21 protein-coding genes and 1 tRNA gene are annotated in these 23684 nt (G+C 46.1%); 5 read left to right on the top strand and 17 right to left on the bottom strand.

Features of this window, described 5'->3' with window-relative positions:
* Positions 1–188: 188 nt before the first annotated feature.
* Positions 189–1193, bottom strand: a complete 1005-nt coding sequence (gene gap / locus BP95_RS0124550) for a type I glyceraldehyde-3-phosphate dehydrogenase (protein WP_021252824.1) — start codon at positions 1191–1193, stop codon at positions 189–191.
* Positions 1194–1234: 41 nt separating this feature from the next.
* Entirely contained in the window at positions 1235–2284 is a 1050-nt protein-coding gene (locus BP95_RS0124545; protein ID WP_021252825.1) for a sugar-binding transcriptional regulator, read from the bottom strand.
* Between the two features lie 672 nt (positions 2285–2956).
* Here BP95_RS0124545 and BP95_RS0124540 point away from each other — a divergent pair.
* Positions 2957–3031: transfer RNA gene (locus BP95_RS0124540), tRNA-Arg, on the top strand.
* A 203-nt stretch (positions 3032–3234) separates the two neighbouring features.
* Entirely contained in the window at positions 3235–3816 is a 582-nt protein-coding gene (clpP, locus tag BP95_RS0124535; RefSeq protein WP_021252826.1) for an ATP-dependent Clp endopeptidase proteolytic subunit ClpP, read from the top strand.
* Between the two features lie 106 nt (positions 3817–3922).
* Here clpP and BP95_RS0124530 read toward each other — a convergent pair whose 3' ends face one another.
* Positions 3923–5089: a cytochrome P450 gene (locus BP95_RS0124530; protein WP_021252827.1), complete on the bottom strand. Its 1167-nt coding sequence runs from the start codon at positions 5087–5089 to the stop codon at positions 3923–3925.
* A 696-nt stretch (positions 5090–5785) separates the two neighbouring features.
* On the opposite strand from BP95_RS0124530, the gene BP95_RS0124525 reads away from it, so the two are divergent.
* Entirely contained in the window at positions 5786–8095 is a 2310-nt protein-coding gene (locus tag BP95_RS0124525) for a helix-turn-helix domain-containing protein (protein ID WP_021252828.1), read from the top strand.
* Between the two features lie 107 nt (positions 8096–8202).
* Here the strand turns inward: BP95_RS0124525 and BP95_RS0124520 are convergent, their stop codons facing one another.
* The 3 genes from BP95_RS0124520 to BP95_RS0124510 all read right to left on the bottom strand — a co-directional run bounded on the left by BP95_RS0124520 (position 8203) and on the right by BP95_RS0124510 (position 11913).
* On the bottom strand, positions 8203–9810 hold the full coding sequence (locus BP95_RS0124520; protein WP_021252829.1) for an extracellular solute-binding protein: 1608 nt from the start codon (positions 9808–9810) through the stop codon (positions 8203–8205).
* A gap of 216 nt (positions 9811–10026) precedes the next feature.
* Positions 10027–10938: a carbohydrate ABC transporter permease gene (locus BP95_RS0124515; protein ID WP_021252830.1), complete on the bottom strand. Its 912-nt coding sequence runs from the start codon at positions 10936–10938 to the stop codon at positions 10027–10029.
* A gap of 18 nt (positions 10939–10956) precedes the next feature.
* Positions 10957–11913: an ABC transporter permease gene (locus tag BP95_RS0124510; protein WP_021252831.1), complete on the bottom strand. Its 957-nt coding sequence runs from the start codon at positions 11911–11913 to the stop codon at positions 10957–10959.
* A 457-nt stretch (positions 11914–12370) separates the two neighbouring features.
* Here BP95_RS0124510 and BP95_RS0124505 point away from each other — a divergent pair, with 457 nt between their 5' ends.
* Positions 12371–13051 carry an alpha/beta fold hydrolase gene (locus tag BP95_RS0124505; RefSeq protein ID WP_021252832.1) on the top strand — a complete coding sequence of 227 codons (681 nt, stop codon included), beginning with the start codon at positions 12371–12373 and terminating at the stop codon, positions 13049–13051.
* A gap of 75 nt (positions 13052–13126) precedes the next feature.
* On the opposite strand, the gene BP95_RS0124500 is transcribed toward BP95_RS0124505, so the two are convergent.
* From BP95_RS0124500 to BP95_RS0124475, 6 genes are all read right to left on the bottom strand, one after another.
* Positions 13127–14173, bottom strand: a complete 1047-nt coding sequence (locus tag BP95_RS0124500) for an ABC transporter substrate-binding protein (protein ID WP_021252833.1) — start codon at positions 14171–14173, stop codon at positions 13127–13129.
* Positions 14174–14267: 94 nt separating this feature from the next.
* Complete coding sequence (locus BP95_RS0124495) at positions 14268–15086, bottom strand: ABC transporter permease (RefSeq protein ID WP_021252834.1); 819 nt, start codon at positions 15084–15086, stop codon at positions 14268–14270.
* Positions 15083–15934 (bottom strand): ABC transporter permease, encoded by an 852-nt coding sequence (locus tag BP95_RS0124490; RefSeq protein WP_021252835.1) that lies wholly within the window; start codon positions 15932–15934, stop codon positions 15083–15085. The genes BP95_RS0124495 and BP95_RS0124490 overlap by 4 nt, the downstream gene beginning before the upstream one ends.
* Positions 15931–16902, bottom strand: a complete 972-nt coding sequence (locus tag BP95_RS0124485) for an ABC transporter ATP-binding protein (RefSeq protein WP_028533457.1) — start codon at positions 16900–16902, stop codon at positions 15931–15933. The genes BP95_RS0124490 and BP95_RS0124485 overlap by 4 nt, the downstream gene beginning before the upstream one ends.
* 7 nt (positions 16903–16909) lie before the next feature.
* The gene (locus tag BP95_RS33330) at positions 16910–17050 is read right to left on the bottom strand and encodes a hypothetical protein (RefSeq protein ID WP_155987351.1); all 141 of its coding nucleotides are present in this window, start codon (positions 17048–17050) and stop codon (positions 16910–16912) included.
* 454 nt (positions 17051–17504) lie between these two features.
* Entirely contained in the window at positions 17505–18275 is a 771-nt protein-coding gene (locus tag BP95_RS0124475; RefSeq protein ID WP_021252837.1) for an SIMPL domain-containing protein, read from the bottom strand.
* A gap of 286 nt (positions 18276–18561) precedes the next feature.
* Between BP95_RS0124475 and BP95_RS0124470 the strand changes: the two genes are divergently transcribed.
* Positions 18562–19056, top strand: a complete 495-nt coding sequence (locus BP95_RS0124470; RefSeq protein WP_021252838.1) for a hypothetical protein — start codon at positions 18562–18564, stop codon at positions 19054–19056.
* 207 nt (positions 19057–19263) lie between these two features.
* Here BP95_RS0124470 and BP95_RS0124465 read toward each other — a convergent pair whose 3' ends face one another.
* From BP95_RS0124465 to BP95_RS0124445, 5 genes are all read right to left on the bottom strand, one after another.
* On the bottom strand, positions 19264–19530 hold the full coding sequence (locus tag BP95_RS0124465) for an HPr family phosphocarrier protein (RefSeq protein ID WP_005545782.1): 267 nt from the start codon (positions 19528–19530) through the stop codon (positions 19264–19266).
* Positions 19531–19649: 119 nt separating this feature from the next.
* Positions 19650–20582: a DNA-binding protein WhiA gene (whiA, locus tag BP95_RS0124460; protein WP_021252839.1), complete on the bottom strand. Its 933-nt coding sequence runs from the start codon at positions 20580–20582 to the stop codon at positions 19650–19652.
* 6 nt (positions 20583–20588) lie between these two features.
* Positions 20589–21575 carry a gluconeogenesis factor YvcK family protein gene (locus BP95_RS0124455; protein ID WP_021252840.1) on the bottom strand — a complete coding sequence of 329 codons (987 nt, stop codon included), beginning with the start codon at positions 21573–21575 and terminating at the stop codon, positions 20589–20591.
* 12 nt (positions 21576–21587) lie between these two features.
* Positions 21588–22484, bottom strand: coding sequence for an RNase adapter RapZ (rapZ, locus tag BP95_RS0124450; RefSeq protein WP_021252841.1), 897 nt, complete (start codon positions 22482–22484; stop codon positions 21588–21590).
* A gap of 30 nt (positions 22485–22514) precedes the next feature.
* Positions 22515–23465 carry an ROK family glucokinase gene (locus BP95_RS0124445; protein WP_021252842.1) on the bottom strand — a complete coding sequence of 317 codons (951 nt, stop codon included), beginning with the start codon at positions 23463–23465 and terminating at the stop codon, positions 22515–22517.
* Between the last annotated feature and the right edge of the window lie 219 nt (positions 23466–23684).

Below are 23684 nucleotides of genomic sequence, written 5' to 3'. Positions count from 1 at the left end.
CCATCTAAATCTTTCTCTCTATATATCGTATATCGTTCGTTAGTATGTTCTGGCTTCTCTCTGTACTCTCTATCTCTGTATATCTAAAAATCTGTGTCCGCACTGGTTCTCGATATGCTCTAGGCACTATAAGGATCAAAAGAGGAGGCCTGAACGGTCACTCCTCTTTGATTGTAAGTGCTATGCGATTACAGACCTTTTTTTGCAATGAAAGCTGCCAAGTCTACAACGCGGTTGGAGTAGCCCCACTCGTTGTCGTACCAGGATACAACTTTAACCAAGTTTCCGCCGATTACCATCGTTGTCAAAGCATCGATAGTGGAGGAAGCTGGGTCGCCGTTGAAGTCGCTGGATACCAATGGCTCTTCAGTGTAGTTCAAGATGCCTTTCAATGGGCCTTCAGCTGCTTCTTTCAAAGCTGCGTTTACTTCTTCAACAGTAACGTCTTTCTTAAGTTCTACTACCAAGTCTGTAACAGACACGTTAGGAGTAGGAACGCGCATGGACATACCGTTCAATTTGCCTTTCAATTCAGGCAATACAAGGGATACCGCTTTAGCAGCACCAGTTGTAGTAGGGATGATGTTTTGAGCTGCTGCACGAGCACGACGCAAGTCTTTGTGCGGCAAGTCAAGAACGTTTTGGTCGTTAGTGTAGGAGTGAATTGTGTTCATCATACCTTTTTCGATACCAAACTTGTCGTTCAATACTTTAGCGAATGGCGCCAAGCAGTTTGTTGTGCAAGAAGCGTTGGAAATGATTGTATGGCTTGCAGCATCATACTTATCTTCGTTAACGCCCATAACGATTGTGATATCTTCGTTAGTAGCAGGTGCGGAAATGATAACTTTCTTCGCGCCGCCTTTCAAGTGCATTTCAGCTTTGTCTTTCGCTGTGAAGATACCAGTGGACTCAACAACGATTTCAACGCCGTTAGCGCCCCAAGGCAAGTTCTCAGGGTTGCGCTCAGCGAATACTTTTACTTCGCGGCCATTAACAACCAAAGCGCCCTCTTTAGCTTCTACAGTAGCTTCGAATTTGCCGTGAGTTGTGTCATATTTCAACAGGTGAGCCAGAGTGTTTACGTCTGTCAAATCGTTGATTGCAACGATTTCTACTTCTGAATTGTTCAATGCTGCGCGGAATACGTTACGTCCGATACGACCAAAGCCGTTAATACCAACTTTAACCATTGATGATTCCTCCCATTTCCTTCGCAATTTTTTTATATATCTCAAGACGGCCTGTAAGGCACATCGAGACCACAATGTTTCAATACTTCAACTGCTGCTGCTTCATCGATAACGAGAATGTCTTCGTGTCCTGCACGAAGTACTGCAGTAATCGATTCTCCTTTGCTCTGACCTCCAGCAATGGCTATGACTACCTCCATACGAGAGATGTCCTCTAGGCGAAGGCCCAGTGTTAGCATCGTATGAACGACATGCCCGTCTCGGTCAAAATAATACCCGAAAGCTTCTGCAAGCGCCCCTTCTTCGAACAGCTGCTGGATCGTCTCTTCATCCGCACGGCGGCGCTTCGCCATAACGAGAGCTTCTCCAATGCCATGCACGACAATGCGTGCTTGGCGAATTACTCGCAAAATGTCTTGGATGTTCGGTTCCTGCTTAAGCGACTGGTACGCTTCCTCACTCAGCAAATCCGGCACATGCAAGAGCCGATACTGAGCGCCTACGCGCTTCGCCATCGTGGATGCGATTGTGTTCGCTTGGTATTCCAAGCTCTCCCCAAGTCCCCCACGTGCGGGTACGAACCAATTGCCTTTCAACGGTGATGAACTCGTCAATTGATCTGCCATTGCAGCCAATGTGGAGCCGCCTGTCACCGCCACGACATCTTCCTTGTCCATTACGCTGCTGAGCGCTCTACAAGCCGCTTGCCCGAGTTCTTGCTTCACGGCAGGCGATACATCCGAATTGCCGGGTACGACAATGACCTGCTTCAAACCGAATGCTTGGCGGATACTCTCCTCCAGCTGGCGCATCCCGAGCAATTCGCCCATCACGGATTCCAGCTTCCGGACAAGTTGCCGGCCTTCATCAGTGATTCGCATACCCGTGTTATCCGAATCAATCAGGCCTTGCGCCTTCAATAAATCGGTCTCTGCACGGAGCACACGCTCGGTCATCTGCAATGACGTTGCCAGCGTTCTTCTCCCAATGGAGTCGGACAACATGATTTGATGCAGGATGGTGTAACGCTTCTTCAACAGTTCAATGAGTTCAGGTAGAAGTCGCTTCTGTATTTCTAACCACTCACGCATTCTCTCCACTCCTGCTTCCCATAAGCAACCATTGGACTAAAAACGTCCCATCTCTACATTTTTTGTCCCACCACTATTCTACCGAATAACGCAGCAACTTGCAAGTATCCTGAACCCCTGATTTTGCGCCCAAAACCGCGAATTCTCTGCCTATAAACAACTTCTATAATAAGCAAGCAATATCGAAGTTATTCATTATCAGACAACATATCTAGAAGGGCATACGACTGCCTATGATGTAATTAACCCAAAATACGACAAGTTAATACATATTTCGCAAAAATTTTAGACATTCCTCAGTATAGACATTAATGACGGACATCATGCCCTGCTCGTACCTGTGTTTACAAAAGTTTTGAGCTTTCCTTCACATCCTGTTGGCTCTCTACGTCCCCATGTAGTTTAGCCATCGACATTGCTCACTTAGATCGGGCAACATCCACCTTATTCGGCACCGTCCACTTATTATAGAAAGAATTCAACCGTTCCCTCCTTAAAAGTTAAAACCTTAATTATCGTCGAAGTCCCTTTCTGCGGTGCCAATACAATCATCTCTGTATCCCACTAATCAGTGGGCACTTCCAAACTTCCCGTTTTTAATAAATATTCAGTGGCGCTCACTTGACTTTGTTATACGCTTTCTTATATAATAAATTTTGCTCTTGTATGAATGCGCCCGTGGTCCAATGGATATGACGTAGGCCTCCGGAGCCTGAGATCAAGGTTCGATTCCTTGCGGGCGCGCCATTTACACTCCTGTCCTTATTTGGTACAGGATAAGAAGCTACGTTACGCATATATTTAGGTGAATAAGCACGGAAGTAACATCTTGAATTTTGCAGAAGCGAAACGAAAGATGTTTTTTTCTCTACATAGTTTGACCATCTTTGACTTTTTGTTTCAAGTCCTTTATATTGAATGTGTAATGATATTAGTTAGGAGGGGTTATCTTGAGTTATGTACCCGTAGTTGTTGAACAGACGAATCGTGGCGAAAGATCCTATGATATTTACTCTCGATTGTTGAAGGATCGCATCATCTTCCTCGGAACAGAAGTGAACGATCTCGTGGCGAATTCGATTATCGCCCAGCTGTTGTTCTTGGCTGCAGATGACCCGGAGAAGGATATTCATTTGTACATCAATAGCCCAGGCGGTTCAATCTCAGCCGGCATGGCCATATACGATACAATGCAGCACATCAAGCCGGACGTATCTACGATTTGCGTGGGCTTGGCAGCTTCCATGGGAGCGTTCCTGCTTAATGCAGGTGCCAAGGGCAAGCGTTTCGCCCTGCCGAACAGCGAAATTATGATTCATCAGCCGCTTGGCGGAGCACAAGGGCAAGCGTCCGATATCGAGATTCGCGCACGGCGCATCTTGAAGATGCGCGACACGTTGAACAAAATTTTGGCGGATCGCACAGGTCAACCACTTGAGCGCGTGGAGCGCGATACGGATCGCGACTACTTCATGTCTGCCCAAGAAGCGTATGAATACGGTCTGGTTGATAAGGTTCTTGGCAAAGAGTAAACAGTAAACGTGATACAGCCTCTCTCATGCAATCTATTTTGCATGTAGAGAGGCTGTTTTTTATTGCTTATTTCAACTGACATGAATAACGAAAAGCTAGGTTTACTTAGGTAAGAATGATCGGCAATGACTCGAAACCGAACATAAACTCGCTCTGGATGCGCTTCAACGGCTTGGAATGATCACATTGGTAGTTCGGGAAACGATCGAGCATTGCATTCAACGCTATCCTCGCTTCCAGCCGTGCAAGTTGGGCCCCCAGGCAGAAGTGGATACCATGACCAAACGCTAAATGCGGGTTCGGCTGACGACGAATATGGAAGAGATCTGGCTGCTTGAACACAGACTCGTCATGATTTGCTGACCCGATCCACAACATGACGAACTGCCCTTCAGTTAACATCAAGCCATCTACTTCCACATCCTTCTTCACACGGCGAAACATTAACTGTACCGGCGAGGTAAACCGCAGCACTTCTTCAATAGCGCCAGGCAGTAAAGAACGATCGGATCTAATATCGTCCCATGCGATGCGCTCACTGTCGAAACACGCTAGAGCAGAAGAGAGCAAATTCGTTGTCGTTTCATTGCCAGCCACAAGCAGCAAAATACAAAACCCAATGAGCTCAAAGGGGGATAACGGTTCTCCGTCTGACGTTGCATGCACAAGCCTAGTGATCAGATCATCCTGTGGATTACGGCGGCGTTCTTCTGCGATCGCCTCGAAATATACAGCCATCTCCTTCTGGCAATTGCTATTGCGGTCAATGTCACCACTCACTAATGCCTCCGACCATTCTCGAAACTGATCTCGATCATGTACCGGTATGCCGAGTATTTCTGCGATTACAATAATCGGGAGCGGAACTGCGAAGTCTTGAACTGCATCCATTCGTCCTTTGCTTTCCACCTTATCTAGAAGCTCATCCGCCAATGCTTCAATTCGTGGAATCATCTTTTCAATGGATCTAGGTGTGAAGGCTTGTGAGACTAATGTTCGAAGCTGGCTATGCTTCTGCGGATCGGTGCGGAGGATGCTGTATTCAATCGGCCGCTTGTCTTCGCTTCGCAATTCGGAGGAAAAATGATTGTAATCAGCAAATATCCTCTTAATATGATCGTATCGGTACGCATGCCAGAACGTCCCCCCCAGCAGCTGAGGATTCTCTGAACGCAACAGAGAGCTCTCTGACCACAACAAAGGACTCTCTGACCGCATAGTTTTGTAATGAGATAATGGCAGCACTTCATGCTCTTGAATCCATTTCATCATTCAACCTCTCCCCTCCTTAACCATGCAACATAGCTTCAGTCACAACTCTTCCTCGATTTACAGGGATTCGAAATAATATCTTGCATTATAACTAATATATGTAAATAATAACCTACATAGACCTAGGCCTGTATGCACTGAAACAACTTCGGGTCGATCTGTTAAATACCGAATTCAATTCATTTAGCTACAAAAAAAGGACCGCATCGCGCAATGCCGATGCGGTCTATATATGTTCTAGGGGTAAACTGTAAACCATGAGAAAGATGAAACGGATCACCTTGTGCAACGGAAGACTCCGGTTGACCAAGGCCAGTAATCGCTGCCGGCAACCCTCCTTCGCAAGAACTCATCTGTCATTCGGTCCATTGTTAGAATACTAGAGTTACATTAAAGAAAACTGAACCGAACCTTAAAATAAGATAAAAAGCAATTCCCTCAATGGCTACACACCTACAATGTCCACTCTACAGAAATTGTTGTACACACTACGAAGTCATTCCATTTCCGATTGGAATCGTTTACAATATGAATATTGCCGCTTTTTTTCAATTTCTCGCTTTACAGATGAAGCGAAACGTATACAATAATTACAAATCATCAGCATCTTTTCTCTATTTAAATTGTCTTCTTACTAATTGCCAGATTCACTTTATAGCAAGATTACATCAAGAGACTACTAGGAGGCTTGTCAGGATGAGTTGGAACTATTTTCGGTCGAAGCTGCTATTACAGTACATATGGTCGTATATATTGATTTTTCTCATCCCATTAGTGGTTCTCACGATCTTTATCTATCAAAATGCCGTAAACAATCTTCGTTCCGAAATTGAGCAATCGAACGTGAACCAGCTCAATCAGGTGAAGCTGAACATCGATTCTCGCATGACGGAGCTTCGAGACATTGCTTCTCGCATTGCTTATGATGAACAATTGACACCTTATATGATAAGACATCCCTATTACAGCCGCGATGCGATATCCGCACTCGGCAAATATAAAGCAAACAGTTCCATTCTAGAAGAGCTATTCCTTTTCTACAGGAACAGCCACGCCATCTACTCGTCAAAAGGAATGACCAATGTAGATGTCCTCTTTGATCAATACTATCTATTCGAGGACTGGAGCAAGAAGGATATTATTAAGGAGCTGGAAACTGAGCTCTATCCTGTCGTGCGACCAGCGGAATCCGTTAACTTAAGCATGAATATTACCAAGTCCATGCTTGCGTACATGATCCCAATCACTCCTAACAGCTCGTCTCCACACGGAACAGTGCTGTTCCTAATGGAGGAATCGAAGCTAACGGGGCTTATGGACACCATTTTGAATGGATTCAAAGGCAATACCTACATCTTCGACGAGAAGGGCCGTGTTCTTACCCAGAATAATCATGGAGAACCTATCCCGAAAAATGAGATTCACTTGCTGTCAGAGCTTGGTTCCGGCATCCATAGCTTGAAGCTGGATAACAGGCAGCAATCTGTTGTGTCCGTTAAATCCTCTATGAATGGATGGACCTATGTAACGGCCATGCCGAGCGAGCAATTTTTCGGACGTGTGTTCCATATTCAGACCTTCTTCATGCTCGCGTTCGCTGTAGTGGTCATCGCCGGCATTCTGGCAGCCGTATTCCTAGCTCGCAAGCAATACCATCCTATCCATGATCTTATGGAATTCGCTTTGTTGAATGAAGAAGCCTCTGCTGCACAGCCGGCGCCTAAGAGAGGAAATGAATTGGAGTGGATTCGTAAAACTCTGCATGACTATAGTGCCCGCGTCGATATTCAAGAGCCCTTTGCCCGCAATCAATTTCTGCTCATGCTGCTCAAGCATGGGAAGCTGGACAACCCAGAATCTGCACATATTATGGAGATGATCGGCATTGAACTGACAGGCAAATACTATTTCATCATTGCAATCTCTTGGGACGAGTATCCTGGCATCGCAGATGCCTTGCAGCATCGTCAACAGATTGTAGAGCTGCTCGAGGAGATCGAAATTCCGGAATACGGTGCACACGCATATGGCATTGAACTGCCGCATTTTGATCAATTCGCACTCATCGTCAGTATGAATGAGGACTCAAGAATCTCCGTGGAGCACCAGATGGAACAAATCGTCGAAGCTCTTCGAATCATCGTGATGGAGAGCACGCACCTCATCCCATCCATTGGTGTTGGTAATGCCTATGAGGATGCAGCGCTCTTGAATCAGTCTTATATCGAATCAGCTTCTGCGCTGGAGTATCGCATGGCGAACGGCAAGGGCAGCATTACGTATTTCAACAAGCTGTCCCATACACCAAACGATACGTTCTGGATCGCTAAGGACTCCCTGCTTAAGCTTACACAAAGCTTGAAGCAGGGCAATGATACCGTTGCAATGCAAATGATTGAAGCGATATTCAACAAGCTGAAGGCAGAGCGCGTATCGATCTCTCTCCTTCGCTGTATTTGCTTCGATATTATGAATACCTTGCTGAAGACAGCGTCTGAGCTCGGCTTGAACGAGTTAATTCGCGATATTCCGAGCTTCACCTCCTTCGAGTCACTGGAGGAGCTTGAGAAGAAGCTTCAGCTCCTGGCCGCACATATTTGCGAACAAGTAGAGCGCAACTCGGAAAATGAACAGCTCTCTTTAATGGACAGCGTCATTGCGTACGTCGATCAACAGTATACCGACTACAGCTTGAGCTTGGAAGCGACCGCACAGAAGTTCTCTATCTCGTCCTCTTATCTCAGCCGTTCGTTCAAGGAGAAGACAGGCAGCAACTTCTCTCAATATATATGGCAGCGCCGCATGGATGAGGTCATTCGCCAGCTGCTGACGACTAGTGATCCGCTTAAGGACATCATCGTCAGGGTCGGATATTTGGATACGCCGAACTTTATTCGAAAGTTCAAGAAAGAGACGGGATATACACCAGGCCAATACCGGAAGCTTCATGCTTCAAGCGAGCAAGCAAAAGCCGCCGCAGATGCGGACGATGAATCTATAAGCTAAGTGCATACGTACAAAGAAAACGAGCACCAAAGGCAGAATAGGAAGCCTAAGGTGCTCGTTTTCTTTCCGATTAGCTTATTTCACAATTTACGAGGTTACAACTACGTTTACTTTCCTGAGTTCCATTGGTCATAGGCTTTTTGATAAACCTCAACGATTTTCTCAGCGCCCATCTTCTTCAATGTACCTACATACTTATCCCAATTCGCAAGCGGTTCTTGCCCTGTTACGAACTTCGCTTCCATTTGCTTCACGTAAGTGTCGAGGTCAGAGCGCAAGCTCGATACTTGCTGCTGATCAGCCTCGGACAAATATACGCTCGGGAATGGAACTTTCGCGATCGGATTGATTTTTTCCTCTGTTTCTTTCTTCAACCACTTCTCGAATTCGCCTTCGAATCCACGTTTCACTTCTTCTGTCATGACTTTCGGAACGATCGTACCGTAGTCCGGCGTCAAAGTTGCACGATAGTCCTCACGATCCTTACCATCCGGTACCGGAAGTTGTTTCTTTGTATGGTCTTCCTTGTTTGCATACTCCCACAGCGTGCCTTCCGGGCCATAGCTAAGCAATTCGGAGCCTTCTACCGAATAGAAGAAGTCTACCCAACGCATGGTTGCTTCTGGGTTTTTGTTCTTGTTCGTAATCGCGAATACGCCCTTCATCAAACCTGGATGCTTCGCTGCAACCGGTTCGCCCATCTCGCTTTTCACAGGAGCGTACATCGGGTCAGTCATGCTAGGCTCGCCGCCCAATGTGAAGTAGGCATGGTAATCAGCAAACAATGCCACTTGATTATTTTTCCCTTTTGCTTTCTTTTGCTCATCCGTTTGGGAGAAGGTTTCATGATCTAACAATTCTTCGTTCCACAACTTGTTCAAGAACGTAAGATAGCCTTTGTATCCTTCCTCCATTGGAGAGTAGTGAACTTTTCCTGCTTTATCCGCATAGATGAATTCGCCATACATCCCCCAAGAGCCGAACAACCACATGCGAATGTCGTCAAGCTTAACGGAAACAAGCGGAACTTCATCCTTCTTGCCATTTCCGTTCGGATCTTCTTCTTTTACCCGTTTCAAGTATGTGTATAGTTCATCCGTTGTGGATGGTACTTTGTCCATGCCAAGCTTCTTCAAGAACTTGCCGTTATACCACAATGGACCACGATACCAGCCTGCATCCAAGTCAATGCTTGGCAGGGAATAAATATGTCCATCCGGCGTCGTAATCGACTTGCGAATATCTGGATTGTCATTCAGGATTTTGTTCAAATTCGGTGCATACTTCTCAATAAGTCCTTCCAAAGGAATCAGTACGCCTTGGCTGCTTCCATAGTTGATTTCATCTGCAGACTGCAATTGACCGGAGAAGAACACATCAGGATAATCGCCACTAGCAAATACAAGGTTGCGTTTTGTATCAAAGCTGTCGAGAGGTGCATTTCGGTATTCGAACTTAATGCCAGTCTTCTCTTCCATTTGCTTTAGCAAGGCCATATCCTTCCAGTTTTGAATCCCTACGTCTTGTCCCATCATCGTAAGTGTAATAGGTTCCTTGACGATCGGGAAGCCTTCTTGATTTAAGTTGCTAAGTGCTTCCTCGCTACCTTTGCTTCCCTCTGCGGCAGGCTTGTCTGACGATCCGCATCCTGCGAGCATTGTGAAGATCAAGGTCATAGACATCAATAATGCCCACGTTTTTTTCCATTTTTGCATGGCAATGATCCTCCCTTTTGATGATTATTATACTCTTTGTCCTGCTTCTATAATAAGCAAAGGCGAGCCTTCGTTTATTACCGTTCATAGATTCGACAATGACAACGTACATATCTTTCATGCTCACTAGACGAAATAGACGAGATTCGTTACTGATGAATTTTACTCTGGATACATTCACAAGCGCATTCTGAAATTTGCAACAGTCTGTTCAAGCTATCCTTTGACCGATCCAATCATAACCCCTTGCACGAAGTACCGCTGCAAGAATGGGTATACCACGATAACTGGTAAAGTCGAAACAATAATGACCGAATATTTGACGAGCGATGCGATTTCTGCCTTGTTGTTTAGCGCAGCGGCAACCGAACTGCTTACCGCAGCACCAGTCGTTTCTGCCGACATTTCCTGCAGAACAAGAATTTGACGCAGGATCATTTGCAGTGGATATTTCGACTCTTCATTCAAATAAATGAGAGCGCCAAAGTAGCTGTTCCAATGTCCAACCCCATAGAATAATGCCATAACGGCTATGATCGGAGCTGACAACGGCAAAATTATCTGCAGGAATAACCGCATGTTCGTACAGCCGTCAATGCTTGCTGCTTCCTGAAGTTCTCTAGGTATCGTGGATTGGAAGAATGTCCGTGCCACGATGATGTTCCAGACCGATGCTGCACCCGGCAAAATTAACGCCCACATACTGTTGATTAGCCCCAATTCTTTAATCAACAGATATCCCGGAACTAATCCGCCACCGAAGAACATTGTGAACAGAAACATCCCCATAAAGAAGTTACGTCCAATGAAGTCCGATCGACTCAATGCGTATGCTGCCGGTAACGTTACGGCCAGGTTAACGCAAGTACCTACAACGGTATATAAAATGGTGTTCCCATAACCACTCCATATCTTTGAGTTTTCGAACACGCGTGCGTAACCGTCAAATGTGATTCCTTTTGGGAGCAGCCACATTTCACCGGAGGCTACCATCTTGGGATCACTGATAGACGCGCTTAGAATATACAACACAGGATACAATACAAGAATCAAAGCTATCGTTAAATAAATATAGTTACATACGATAAAAATCTTGTCCGCTCTCGTTTCTTTCACAGTAGCAGCCATGTTCCATTCTCCTCCTTCCTACCACAAGCTTGTTTCGCTCGTGCGTCGCGCGATTTGGTTAACAACGATGAGCAAAATAGCATTAACGATCGAGTTAAATAAACCTATCGCCGTGGAGAAGCTGTACTGCGCATCTACTAGACCTGAACGATATACAAATGTCGATATGACATCAGAAGATTCCATGTTGAGTGGGTTTTGCAAGAGCAATATTTTTTCAAATCCGACACCGAGAATGCTGCCCATGTTCAAAATGAGCAAGATTGTAATCGTTGGAATAATTGCCGGAATGTTAATATGCCAGATACGTTGGAACCGGTTCGCACCGTCCACGACGGCTGCTTCGTGCAGCTGTGGATCGACACCGGACAAGGCTGCCAAATAAATGATTGTCCCCCAGCCTGTACCCTGCCACACACCAGACAAGACATACATTGTCTTAAACCATGCCGGATCCGTAAGGAAAGAGGCCGGTTCAAATCCGAAGAACTTAATGATATGAATGATGATACCAGTTGAAGGAGACAGGAACGTAATAATGATACCTGCCATGACGACAACGGAAATGAAGTGCGGTGCATAGGTTATCGTCTGTACCGTTCGCTTGAATATCCCATCCTTAACTTCATTAAAGGCAAGCGCCAATATAATTGGCAGCGGGAAGCCTATCGCCAGCTCATACAAGCTGATGCTCAGCGTATTCCACAACAGATCCCAGAAGTAGTACGAGTTGAAGAAGCGCTCGAAGTGGTCGAATCCGACCCATGGGCTCCCCATAATCCCTTTCGCTGGGATGAAGTTTTTGAATGCAATTTGAATCCCGTACATCGGGCCGTAATGGAAAATGAGGAAGTACAAAAATGCAGGAGCAATAAATAAATACAACTCCCAATTCTGAAGCATCTTCTTCCACGTCGGTTTCTTCTTATTTGGAACCACGTTCATTGAAAGGGCACTCTGTCCATTTCCTTGCATCGTGTCCACTCCCTCCCTTCAAATGATGGCATGGTTGGCACAGTCACTTTCATTGATGAAACGATGAACTGTGCATGAAGCCATGCTAACGCTTTCATGAGAACATTTTAGGCATCCTTTACCAATATCGTAAATATGTCGATTCCGCATTGTCGTTAACATATCCTTTACAACCGCGCCACTGCGCGTTTTTTGATCACGCCCCCTGCGTCGGTACTACCTCAGTTGCAGGCGAAATTGGTACATTTTGATGTTACCGATCACACACCATATATTACACATTGTCAGGAAAAACATATCGAACAAGGCTGAATACAACGCTTAATGTTCAGCTTCCAACCCTTCCATCTATTGCTGAATTCTGAATCAGGATGTATGATAGTTCTATAATCATAGAACTAATGAAGTTATAAACTTACAAACATGGACACATGTATAAGAAAGGGGAAAGATTCAATTGTCTACTTATCTTCTTGTTCACGGAGCATGGGATGGCGGATTTGTATGGAAGGAAGTCGCATCCCTGCTTCGACAAGCTGGTCATGCTGTGTATACTCCCTCCCTTACTGGTCTTGGAGAGCGAACACATCTAGCTCATCCAGACATTGATCTCCATACATTCATTCAGGATATTGTAGGGGTATTTACTTATGAACAGCTCGAGGATGTTATTCTTGTTGGACACAGCTTCTCCGGAATGGTAATCACCGGGGTAGCTGAAATTGTGCCTGATCGAATCAAGCAGCTGGTCTATGTTGATGCCATGATTCCCCGGCATGGAGAGTCTGTCGCAACCCTCTCAGCTCCATACTTGGATAATCCCTATCCAAATACTGTAGATGACGACACACCGGCGTTTATTGCACCACCTAACTTAACAGATCCACGTAAATCGCCAATGCCGACCCGTTCGTATATGCAGGAGCTATCTATTACCAATGAGCGTGCCGCTGCCCTTCCTCGCATCTACATAGAACCGCTGGATCATCCTGATAGTTGGCCGATGGCTGCCTTTTTCCGCGCAATGGCCTTACGCGCCCGGGATGCTGGCTGGCGCCATATGAGTCTCGAGCAAGGAGGGCATTGGCTCATGAAGACTCAACCCGAACCGTTGTCCAAGCTGCTCCTGAATCTGTAATCAACATAAAAATGCCCTTAATCCTACATATAGGTGTGGATTAAGGGCATTTATTGTTCAATCAATACTATGCGATTATCTTCCGCTCTTTAGTTCTGTCCACAAGCGATCATACAATTGAATATTTTTACCAACATCACCGAGCCATTCTGTACGATTCAGTTCTTCGTCAGTTAAGTTAATCATCTTGTTGTCCAGATACTCTTTGCTATGGTGCTCTTTTGCCTTCGTCACAGGATTGCTGTAACCGATAGCCTCATAGTTCTTCGCACTGTTCTCTGGATCAAGCATGAAGTTGATGAACTTCTCCGCTAATTCCTTATTCTTCGTACCCTTTGGAATCGCATAGTTGTCCGAGAAGATCGTGCTTCCTGTCTTTGGAATCATGAATGCAACATCTGGGTTCTCACCATGAATGACAGATGCATCGCCAGACCATACCGTACCGATCCAGCCTTCTTCCGCAATCATCTTCTGCTTGATGTTGTCCGTATCGAATGCAAGCACGTTCGGAACAAGCTTGCGCAGGTCATCAACAGCCGCGTTGATTTCCGCTTCATTTTGGGAACTGTTCGATTTGCCTGCCTTCTTCAGCGCCATACCTAAGATCTCGCGGTTGTCATCCAGAAGAAGTACTTTACCCTTGTACTCATCCTTCCACAAATCCGCCCAATCGGTTGGAGCTTGCTTCACATATTTTGTGTTATAGGCAATGCCTGTAACACCCCATGTATATACAATAGAGTACTTGTTGCCAGGATCAAATTCAGGGTTTTTGAAACGATCCGTGACGTATTGGAAATTCGGAATATGATTTAAATCAAGCGGCTCCAGCAAATCTTGCTTAATCATGCTAGCCACCATATAGTCGGACGGTTGAATTAAATCATAATTCGCGCCGCCGGCTTTCAACTTCGCCAGCAGTTCCTCGTTGTTGGCAAAAATCGCATAGTTAACTTTTACGTTATTCTCCGATTCGAACTTCTTGATCATATCCATATCGAAGTTATCTGCCCAGCTATACAAATTCAATGTTTGCTCCGGCTTAGAAGAGCAGCCTGCCAGTGCAGTAAGTGCCAACATCCCGGCCAATACGACCGCGAACCATTTCTTTTTGTTCAATTCTTGTTACCCCTCTCTGATCCTGCAACAGATCCTTAGAATGTATTAATTATTATGATTCAAATTCACTTGCTCACATCGGGTGAACAGTGAATTAGAACGGCAGCATAGAGCTTTTCTTCTCTCCGTTACCGCGGTTCAACAACCATTGCGCCAGCACGATCAGCACAACACTCAAGATAATCATTAGCGTACACAAGGCGTTGATCTCTGGAGAGATCCCCCGTTTTACCAATCCATAAATGTAAATCGGCAATGTTGTCGAGTTCGGTCCGGCAACAAAGAAGCTGATCATAAAGTCATCAATCGACAGTGTAAAAGCCATGATCGCTCCGGCAAGTACGCCTGGCCATATCGAAGGCAGCGTAACGTAGCGGAATGTCTGCCATGGTGTAGCACCAAGGTCAGATGCCGCTTCTTCAAGCTGCTTACCCATGTTGGCAAGCCTAGAAGCAACAATCACATACACGTATGAAATACTGAACGTGATATGTGCAATAATAACCGTCATTTTGCCCAGATCAATCTTAAACTGGCTGAACAGCACCAGTAGGGACAAGCCCATAATGATATCCGGTACAATAATCGGCAAGTACAACAATCCGATTACGCCTTGCTTGCGCTTGGCAGTCATTCGGCGAAGTGCAATTGCGGCTATCGTACCGAGTACAGTCGAGATGACTGTAGATATCAATGCGATCGACAAGCTGTTGCTAAGTGCTTCCATTACTTGTCGGTTGTCGAATAGTGAACTGTACCATTTGAACGTGAAACCGCTCCAATTCGAATTAATCCGTGAATTGTTGAACGAGTACGCGATAATCAAAAATACAGGTATATAAATAAATAGAATTAACAGTATCGAATGGAGCGCAAGAAGCGGACTCTGCTTCTTTTTGGTTGCTGCCTTCATGCCCCCGCCTCCTTCGATGCATCATATTTGGAGCGGAGTGCTCTGTTGAACAGCCCAATAATAATTAGGGAACTGATCACGAACACGACTGACAGCGCGGAACCGAATGGCCAGTCACGCGCACCTAGGAACTGATTCTGTATAATATTGCTGAGCATTTGCGCCTTAGCACCGCCCAGAATGTCTGTAACAACGAACATCCCCGCTGTTGTCACGAAGACCAGCACACTGCCTGTCATCATGCCAGACTTCGTCTGCGGCAGCGTAATATGCCAGAACGACTTCCATTTCGTAGCACCCAAATCACTGGATGCCTCTAGCAATCGCTTGTCCATTTGCTCCAAAGAAACATAAATCGGAAGCACCATATACGGAATGAACGTATAGACCATTCCAAGCAGTACTGCTCCCTTGGTATAGAGCATTTGCAGAGGCTCCGCGATCAATCCCAGATCAAGGAGCGTCTGATTGACGACCCCTTGCGTACGCAGCAAGAGTACCCATGCATATGTCCGAATCAGGAAGTTAATCCAGAACGGAACCGTAATGAGAATGAGCAGCAGCTTCTGCTTCGCCGGGCTCGTCGTCGAGATATAATATGCAAGCGGATAGCTGAACAACAAGCAAATTGCCGTTGTTAGCACGGATAGCCACAGCGTATCCCAATAAATACCCAAGTATAAGGGATCGAAAAATCGTTCATAATTGTTCAGCGTAAACGAAAAGACGATATTGCCGAGCTCGTCGCGCTGCATGAAGGATACAGCGATGACCGCGATCATCGGCACGACAAGGAATATCGTCAGCCACAATACGACCGGCGCAATGATGCCAAATGAGCGTTTCATGAGCCGATCATCACCTCATCTTGCTTACTCCAGCTTACTCCAATATGCTGGCCAATCTCCCACGTCCGCTCGTCCTTGAAGTCAAGCACAACTGATACGTTCGTTTGGTCGTTATCCAAGTGCACGATCAGCTTATGGATGTTCCCCAAATAAACGATATCCTGAATAATTCCAGTACGAGGCGCACCTTCCACATCCGCTGTCACATGAATTTTCTCTGGACGTACGGTGAAGAGGTTCTCTTCATGGAATACGTTGTTCTCCCCTACAAACGTAGCTGCAAACAACGTCTCCGGGCGTTCGTAAATATTTTTAGGAGAGTCGATCTGTTCGACACGTCCGTTATTCATGATCACGATTCGATCCGACATCATCATCGCTTCTTCTTGATCATGGGTTACATATACGAATGTAATGCCCAAGCTCCGCTGCAATTGCTTCAGTTCAGCTTGCAGATTTTTGCGCAGCTGCAGATCAAGTGCACCAAGCGGCTCGTCCAATAGCAGCACCTTCGGCTTATTAGCAATTGCCCGTGCAATCGCAACACGCTGCTGCTGTCCACCAGACAATTGATGCGGATAACGCTTAGCAAGTGCTGTTAGCTGCGTCAAGCGAATGGCTTCATCAATACGCTTGCGCTGTTCAGCTTGCGGAATTTTCTTCATCTTTAGGCCGAATTGAATATTTTGCTCGACCGTCATATGAGGGAACAACGCGTAATGTTGAAATACAAGGTTCAAATTCCGCTTGTTCGGAGGTAAGTTCGTAACATCTTCTCCATCTAGGCGGATATGGCCAGATGAAGGCTGTTCAAAGCCAGCAATCATGCGTAAAATGGTTGTCTTCCCACAACCACTCGGACCGAGCAGCGTCAAAAATTCCCCTTCGCCAATCGTAAGCGACAGAGGATGCACAACGGGTTGCCCGGCAAAATGCTTCTCCACATTTACCAGTTCAATCATTAGCATCAACCCCTTACATCGTCAGTCTGCCAATTGGAGCAGCTGTTCCTGCATGCAGCGTGCCATCGCAATGGCATGCTAACACGCTCTGCAGCACCACCCCAAATGGGATGAACAAGAATGCGCGCAGTGTATAGGATACGTTCTTATTCATTAAGCAAAAAAAGCCATATCCATTGGTATGGCTTCTACGTCCCGTTCACGTTGGCGTTTTTGCATATCCAATATACATCGTTTTGTCTGACGATACAACTTATTTTAACGTAATTTCGACAAAAACATACATTTCTTTTCAACGGTTCGACCTATTTCCAATAGCGATCAGGCCATGAGGCACTTATTTACATTCGAACTATCGGAGAATACGATAATATTCAATTCCCCTGTTACATTCTAGGGCTTTGTTCCCTAAAATACAACCCCTAATCCAAGATGGCTTCCATACAAAAAGGCACTATGTCATTTCTGACACGAGTGCCCCTTGATACAGCGCCATTTCTGATGTACTCTTGCCCACCTAATTGGGAAAATTTCATTGATTTAACAGAAGGCTTTCACCCATGCCGACGCTGTTACTGCACGCTTCATTTCAGTTGTTTCTGCGTTCTTTATTTCAATTGATATTGAATTTGAACCTGTGCATTCAACTTAATAAGTCCGCCCTGCACTGAAGTTGAAGCCACATCCTTTTTCATATCCGACGGGCTTGCTGCTGCGTCGTACATCACGCGTATTGGGGACCAGTCCGCCCCAGACTCTGTAATCGTAAGAGCTGCACCTGCTTCACGGCCTGCCGCTTTCGCGAGTGCAGATGCCTTCTTCGCTGCATGCTGCACTGCCTTCTCCAGCACCTGTGCCTCATAGTCAGCGCGCTTCTCCGTATCGAATTGAATACGGACTACTCGGTTCACACCTGCATCAGTAGCTGCATCTACTAAGCTCCCTAGTCGATTCAAATCACGATACGTCACACGCACAGCATGTTGAGCTTGATAGCCTATGATTTGAGGCTCTTTATTTTCCACGTATTTATATTCAGGATTAACCGAGAAATTGACCGTCTTCAGATCCTTTTCCTGAATACCATATTTCGAAGTAAGCACCTGTTTCACTTTTTCGAACAACACTGCATTTTGCTTTTGTGCTTCAGCCGCTGTTTTCCCACGTGTATCTATTGCAAGCTCCGCATAAGCCACATCAGGCGTTACTTCCAATTCTCCCATGCCCGACACGTTCACCGTATCCTTCACGCTGAATTCTGCCGCTGCTGCATGCACAGGCACCGGTGCCGCAACTCCTGTCCCCACAAGCAGCGCTCCTGTAAGCATGACCGCCATCGTCATTCGACGCCATGTCATTCTTCCTGTCAATTGCGTCATAATCCATTCCTCCATCACGTTATAGAATGTAAGATTGACTTGCTTCTTGTCTTCTAAACGTTAATAAGATAAATATTGTTGCAAGTCCGGCCATAACTTTAGATGTATTTTCTGCGGCTATTGAATCGGTACAAATGTAACGCTGCAGATTCATTTTTATAATCATTAATCTACAGTTCTATACAATTTTTGTCATTTTATGCTTATTTCGACCTGTCGATCGGTGAAAAACCATGATATGGTAGAGCTGTAATTTCCATTAAAAGACGTCTGAGGAGGAATACATGTGATTCGTAACAAAGGGAAATTTGCTTTACTTGTCGCTCTTGCATTGAGCATGCTTGCTCCTGCATCATTATCAGCTAAATCTGCTGATGAAATGATGATCGAACAGAAGTACAGACCGGAATCGGGGTATTCGAAGGTATTCCAAAAACAAGACATTGCTAAGGCATATATCGCTGTATACGAATGGTCAGCTGATTTCTCCACGACAACCCAACAACAAATTAAGAAAGACATCGTGGTTCCTAGCGACACTCTCCGCACTACCCTCCAGTTGAACGTCAGCTCTGAGAAAAATACCGGCAGTAATGCAAAATTCAAGGTCGAATTAGAGATGTACTACCCTTGGGCAGGTTATTTGATCGAAGAATCACGCGAACTTAGTGTAGGTTATCAAAATGCACCTGTATACTTCTATAAGCTCAAGCCAGGCAATACATATCGTCTGCGCATCAATGGGAATGTAAAAGGATCTGTTGACGTCTATAGAGAATAGGTGCGCTCGACAATTAATTGTAACAGCGGCACACAAACACAGCCTGATCTCTTGAAGGAGATCAGGCTGTATCACATTTCATACCGTTCATCTGATGCACCATTCGACAAGCTTACCATAATAAAAAAAGAGCCATTATGGCTCTTCTCTTGATCACAGTGGCAGCTCGCTGCTTCCACTATGATTGAACACGATGTCAGCTACAGATTAGCTGTCCAATTCTTCTTTGCTTACAAGCCCGACTAAAGCGCTTACAGCCTGATCGGCGTCCGCGCCATCCGCAGTAATGGTAATTGACGTGCCGGTGCTGATTGCGAGACTCATAATACCCATGATGCTCTTAGCATTGACTTTCTTATCTTCTTTTTCAACGAAGATATCCGAAGAATATTTATTCGCTTCTTGAACGAACAAGGCCGCAGGTCTTGCGTGCAGTCCAGTCTTCAAACGTACGACAATTGGTTGTTGAGCCATGCGAATCATACCCCCTATATTCCATGTAGTTTACATTACACAAATCTACGCTAATTTGCTCTATTTCATCACATATTAGCATTATAAACGATTTTAAGCGAGGAATAAAGTTTATCTCGCTATCCGTTGCGCATTCGCTCAGCCAGCTCGTCTATCTTGCGCAGTCGATGATTGACACCGGATTTACTAACCTTACCGCCCAGAAGCTCTCCCACTTCCTTCAGATTAATATCCGGGTGTGCCAATCTGACCTCGGCAACTTCTCTCAGCTTATCTGGGAGCTTATCTAATCCAAGATGCCTATCTAGATAACGAATATTTTCGATTTGGCGCACAGCAGCACCAATCGTTTTATTCAAGTTAGCCGTTTCACAATTGACGATTCGGTTCACGGAGTTGCGCATATCCCGCATAATACGGACATCCTCGAACTTGAACAGCGCCTGGTGAGCACCGATGATATTGAGGAACTCAATAATTTTCTCGCCCTCTTTGATGTACAGGACGAAGCCCTTCTTGCGCTCAATGAATCGTGCATTCAACTGGAACTCATTCGCCAGATCAACTAATGCGCGGCAATGTTCCTCGTACATCGAGGATATCTCCAAGTGATAGGAAGATCCCTCTGGATTATTCACCGATCCTCCTGCCATGAACGCTCCTCGCAAATATGCGCGTTTGCAGCAGTTATTTTCAACAATCTGCGTGTCAATGCCGTCCGTGAACAAGAACCCTTCCGATACAATGTGCAGGTCACGCAAAATCTCCTGCACACGCGTCGGAATACGTACAATGTACACATTATTTTTCTTCAAGCGCATCTTCTTGCGTACAAGCAGCTCCGTATGCACTTGAAAATACGTTTTAACAAGCGTATAAATGCGGCGTGCGATCGCTGCATTCTCAGTAGAAATGTCCAATATTACCTTGCGGTTGGACGAGAGCTGCACAGAACCGTTCATGCGCATTAGCGCAGACAGTTCCGCCTTCTCACAGCACGACTCGGATTCGATCATGGTTAATTCTTTTTTTGTCTGTGCTGCAAAAGACATAGCGGCTCACCTCTTTCGTAACATCCAATTTTCCACAAGCTGATAAATATGATGACTAAGCTTATCTGCGTCGTGACGCAGATAGGTGCGGAACAGCACTAAAGAATCCGCGATTACCTGATATCCACGCTTCGTCACTTCTTCCATATCCAAATGGACAGCCTTTGCCCCCTGTTCGGCATATTTATCCTGAACTTGTGGCGGAATCTCCCCATTATTCACGATAACATAATCGAACAATTGAGTGCCGACATGAAGCTGAACAGCTTCCAAATGATCACTCACGGAATAGTTATCCGTTTCCCCCGGCTGAGTCATCACATTACATACAAAAATCTTCACCGCATTTGATTCCAGTACGGCCTGTGCCAGCTTCGGTACGAGCAAGGTAGGAATAATGCTCGTATACAGGCTTCCTGGTCCAATCAGAATAGCATCCGCCTGACGGAGCGCCTCAACTGCCTCAGGCAACGCCTCCACCTGTTCCGGTTCTAAGAACACACGCTTAATGCGCTGGCCGGCTTGCGGGATTGATGATTCGCCAGACACAATAGACCCGTCTTCCATCTCGGCCTTCAGGACAACTGCTTGATTGGCTGCAGGCAGTACCCGGCCCCGAACCGCAAGTACGCGGCTCAGCTCCCGAATGCCTGCAACGAAATCGCCGGTAATATCCGTCATCGCCGCCAATAGCAAATTGCCCAGACTATGTCCTGCAAGTCCAGATCCACTCTTGAAGCGATACTTCAACATTTCCGACAGCGATGGCTCCACATCAGCCAACGCTGTCAATACATTGCGTATATCTCCTGGCGGGGGCATCTGCAGCTCGCTGCGCAATATACCAGAGCTGCCTCCATCATCCGCCACAGTAACGATTGCGGTAATATCGAGCGGCTTCTCCTTCAACCCTCGAAGCATGACCGACAGCCCTGTGCCGCCGCCCATAACTACGATACGTGGGTTTACGCGCTCTTCTTTTTCACATGCCATAACGACCCTCCACTAATGCCGATCTCTCTCAGCATCACGGTGACTGACACGGACAACCTCCGTATCACTCGCTCCGATTGTACGACCTAAATATTCTGCAATGGCCACTGATCGGTGCTTGCCGCCTGTGCATCCGATGCCGATGATAACCTGACCTTTCCCTTCCTTGCGATACTGCGGCATAAGGAAATTCAGCAAATCAAGCAGCTTAGCAAGGAAAGCCTGTGTTTCTGGCCATTTCATGACATAATCATATACTTCAATATCCTGTCCAGTTCTCGGGCGCAATTGCTCCACATAATGCGGATTCGGCAAAAAACGTACGTCAAAAATGAGATCCGCATCAATCGGCACCCCATATTTAAAACCGAACGAAGTCACATTCACCGACATCATATTCTGATCCGCGTGCGTGAATCGCGCCGCAATTCGTTCCTTCAACTGTACAGGCTTCAAATTGCTCGTATCAATAACCTGTGTCGCCCAACCCTTCAAATCTTCCAGCAGTGTGCGTTCCTGCTTAATTCCTTCAAGCGGCATGCCGCCTGGATTGAGAGGATGACGGCGACGGCTCTCTTTATATCGCTGCACGAGAACAGCATCCGTTGCATCCAAGAACAATATTTCACAATTAATAGTAAAGTGATCCCGAATATAATTAATGGATTCTGATAAGGCCGTGAAAAATTCTCTGCCGCGCAAATCAATGACAAGCGCTACCTTGCCAATCTTACCCTTGGACTGCTCGATGAGTTCAGCAAACTTCGGTATAAGTACTGGCGGCAAATTGTCCACGCAGAAAAAACCGAGATCCTCCAAGCTCTGTACAGCTATTGTCTTCCCTGCACCAGACATCCCCGTAATGATAACCAGCTTCGCAAGAGCTGTCATCTCTGTCGATTCCATCATCGTTCGTCCTCTCCTTCTTACAAGATTCGGCTACGAACGCAAGAACAAGCCTGCCGCACCAATCATACCCGCATCATTGCCTAGCTCTGCTGGAACGATGGATACGCCGCGCGTAACCGGGTCAGGTGTTAATTTCATAAATGTTTCACGAATTTGCTCGAACAGGAACTCGCCTGCCTTCGATACGCCTCCGCCAATAATGAACCGCTCTGGATTCAGTGTCACTGCTACAGCAGCCATCGCCTTGCCTAAATAATAAGCTGCACGGGATACGATGCGCACTGCGACCTCATCTCCCGCCTTCGCCGCATCGAATACATCCTTTGCTGTAATGCTCTCTACCAAGGATAAGGAAGTGCGATCTCCGCGTTCAACTGCATCATTGGCCATTCGAATAATACCTGTAGCCGAAGATACTGTCTCCAAGCACCCCATCTTGCCGCAGCCACATTGGATCGCTTCCAGATCAGGGATTACCGCCATATGGCCAAGCTCTCCTGCTAGACCTGAGAATCCTTGTACAATTCTACCGTTAATAATAATGCCTCCGCCGACACCCGTTCCGAGCGTGTAGCAAACACAATGGTCAATGCCCTTGCCTGCGCCGCTCCACACCTCGCCAAGTGCGGCAACATTTGCATCATTGTCAATCTTAACTGGCTTGCCTAGACGTTCTTCTAATATGGAACGGATCGGCACATCCTTGAATCCTACGTTGGGCGCCAAGATGATAACGCCTTCCTTTACATTCGTAAATCCTGCGACTCCTGCGCCGACGCCAGCCACCTGGCTCCAATCGTAAGGAGATTGTTCCACAATGAGACGAACATATTTTTCGATATTATCCATGACAGTATCCGGACCCTTAGCTACTTCAGTTGGTCCCTCAAATGTATGCAGAAGCTTGCCTTCCGCATCACAGATTCCAACTTTAATGGCCGTACCGCCCAAATCGACACCCACGTAGATCTGCTCAGACATGCGTCATCCACCTTTTATATACGTAATCGAATTATGGTACTTTCAGTACCCACTATACGCGAACCCACTAGTCAGGTCAAGAGAACGGAGCCCCTAGCCAAGCGTTGCCAAGCCGCGCCAGAAGCGCGTATAAGCCCTCCCTGCGGCCTAATTTTCGGCCATACGTTCCAGTCCGTTCGACACACTCGCCACTCCCACTTTTTCCGCTCGACCACCTGA

Origin of the sequence: Paenibacillus sp. UNC217MF, assembly GCF_000686865.1 — a bacterium.
Lineage (GTDB): Bacteria > Bacillota > Bacilli > Paenibacillales > Paenibacillaceae > Paenibacillus_B > Paenibacillus_B suaedae.
The sequence above is the reverse complement of the archived record's forward strand: the minus strand, read 5'-3'. Positions and strand labels throughout refer to the sequence as shown.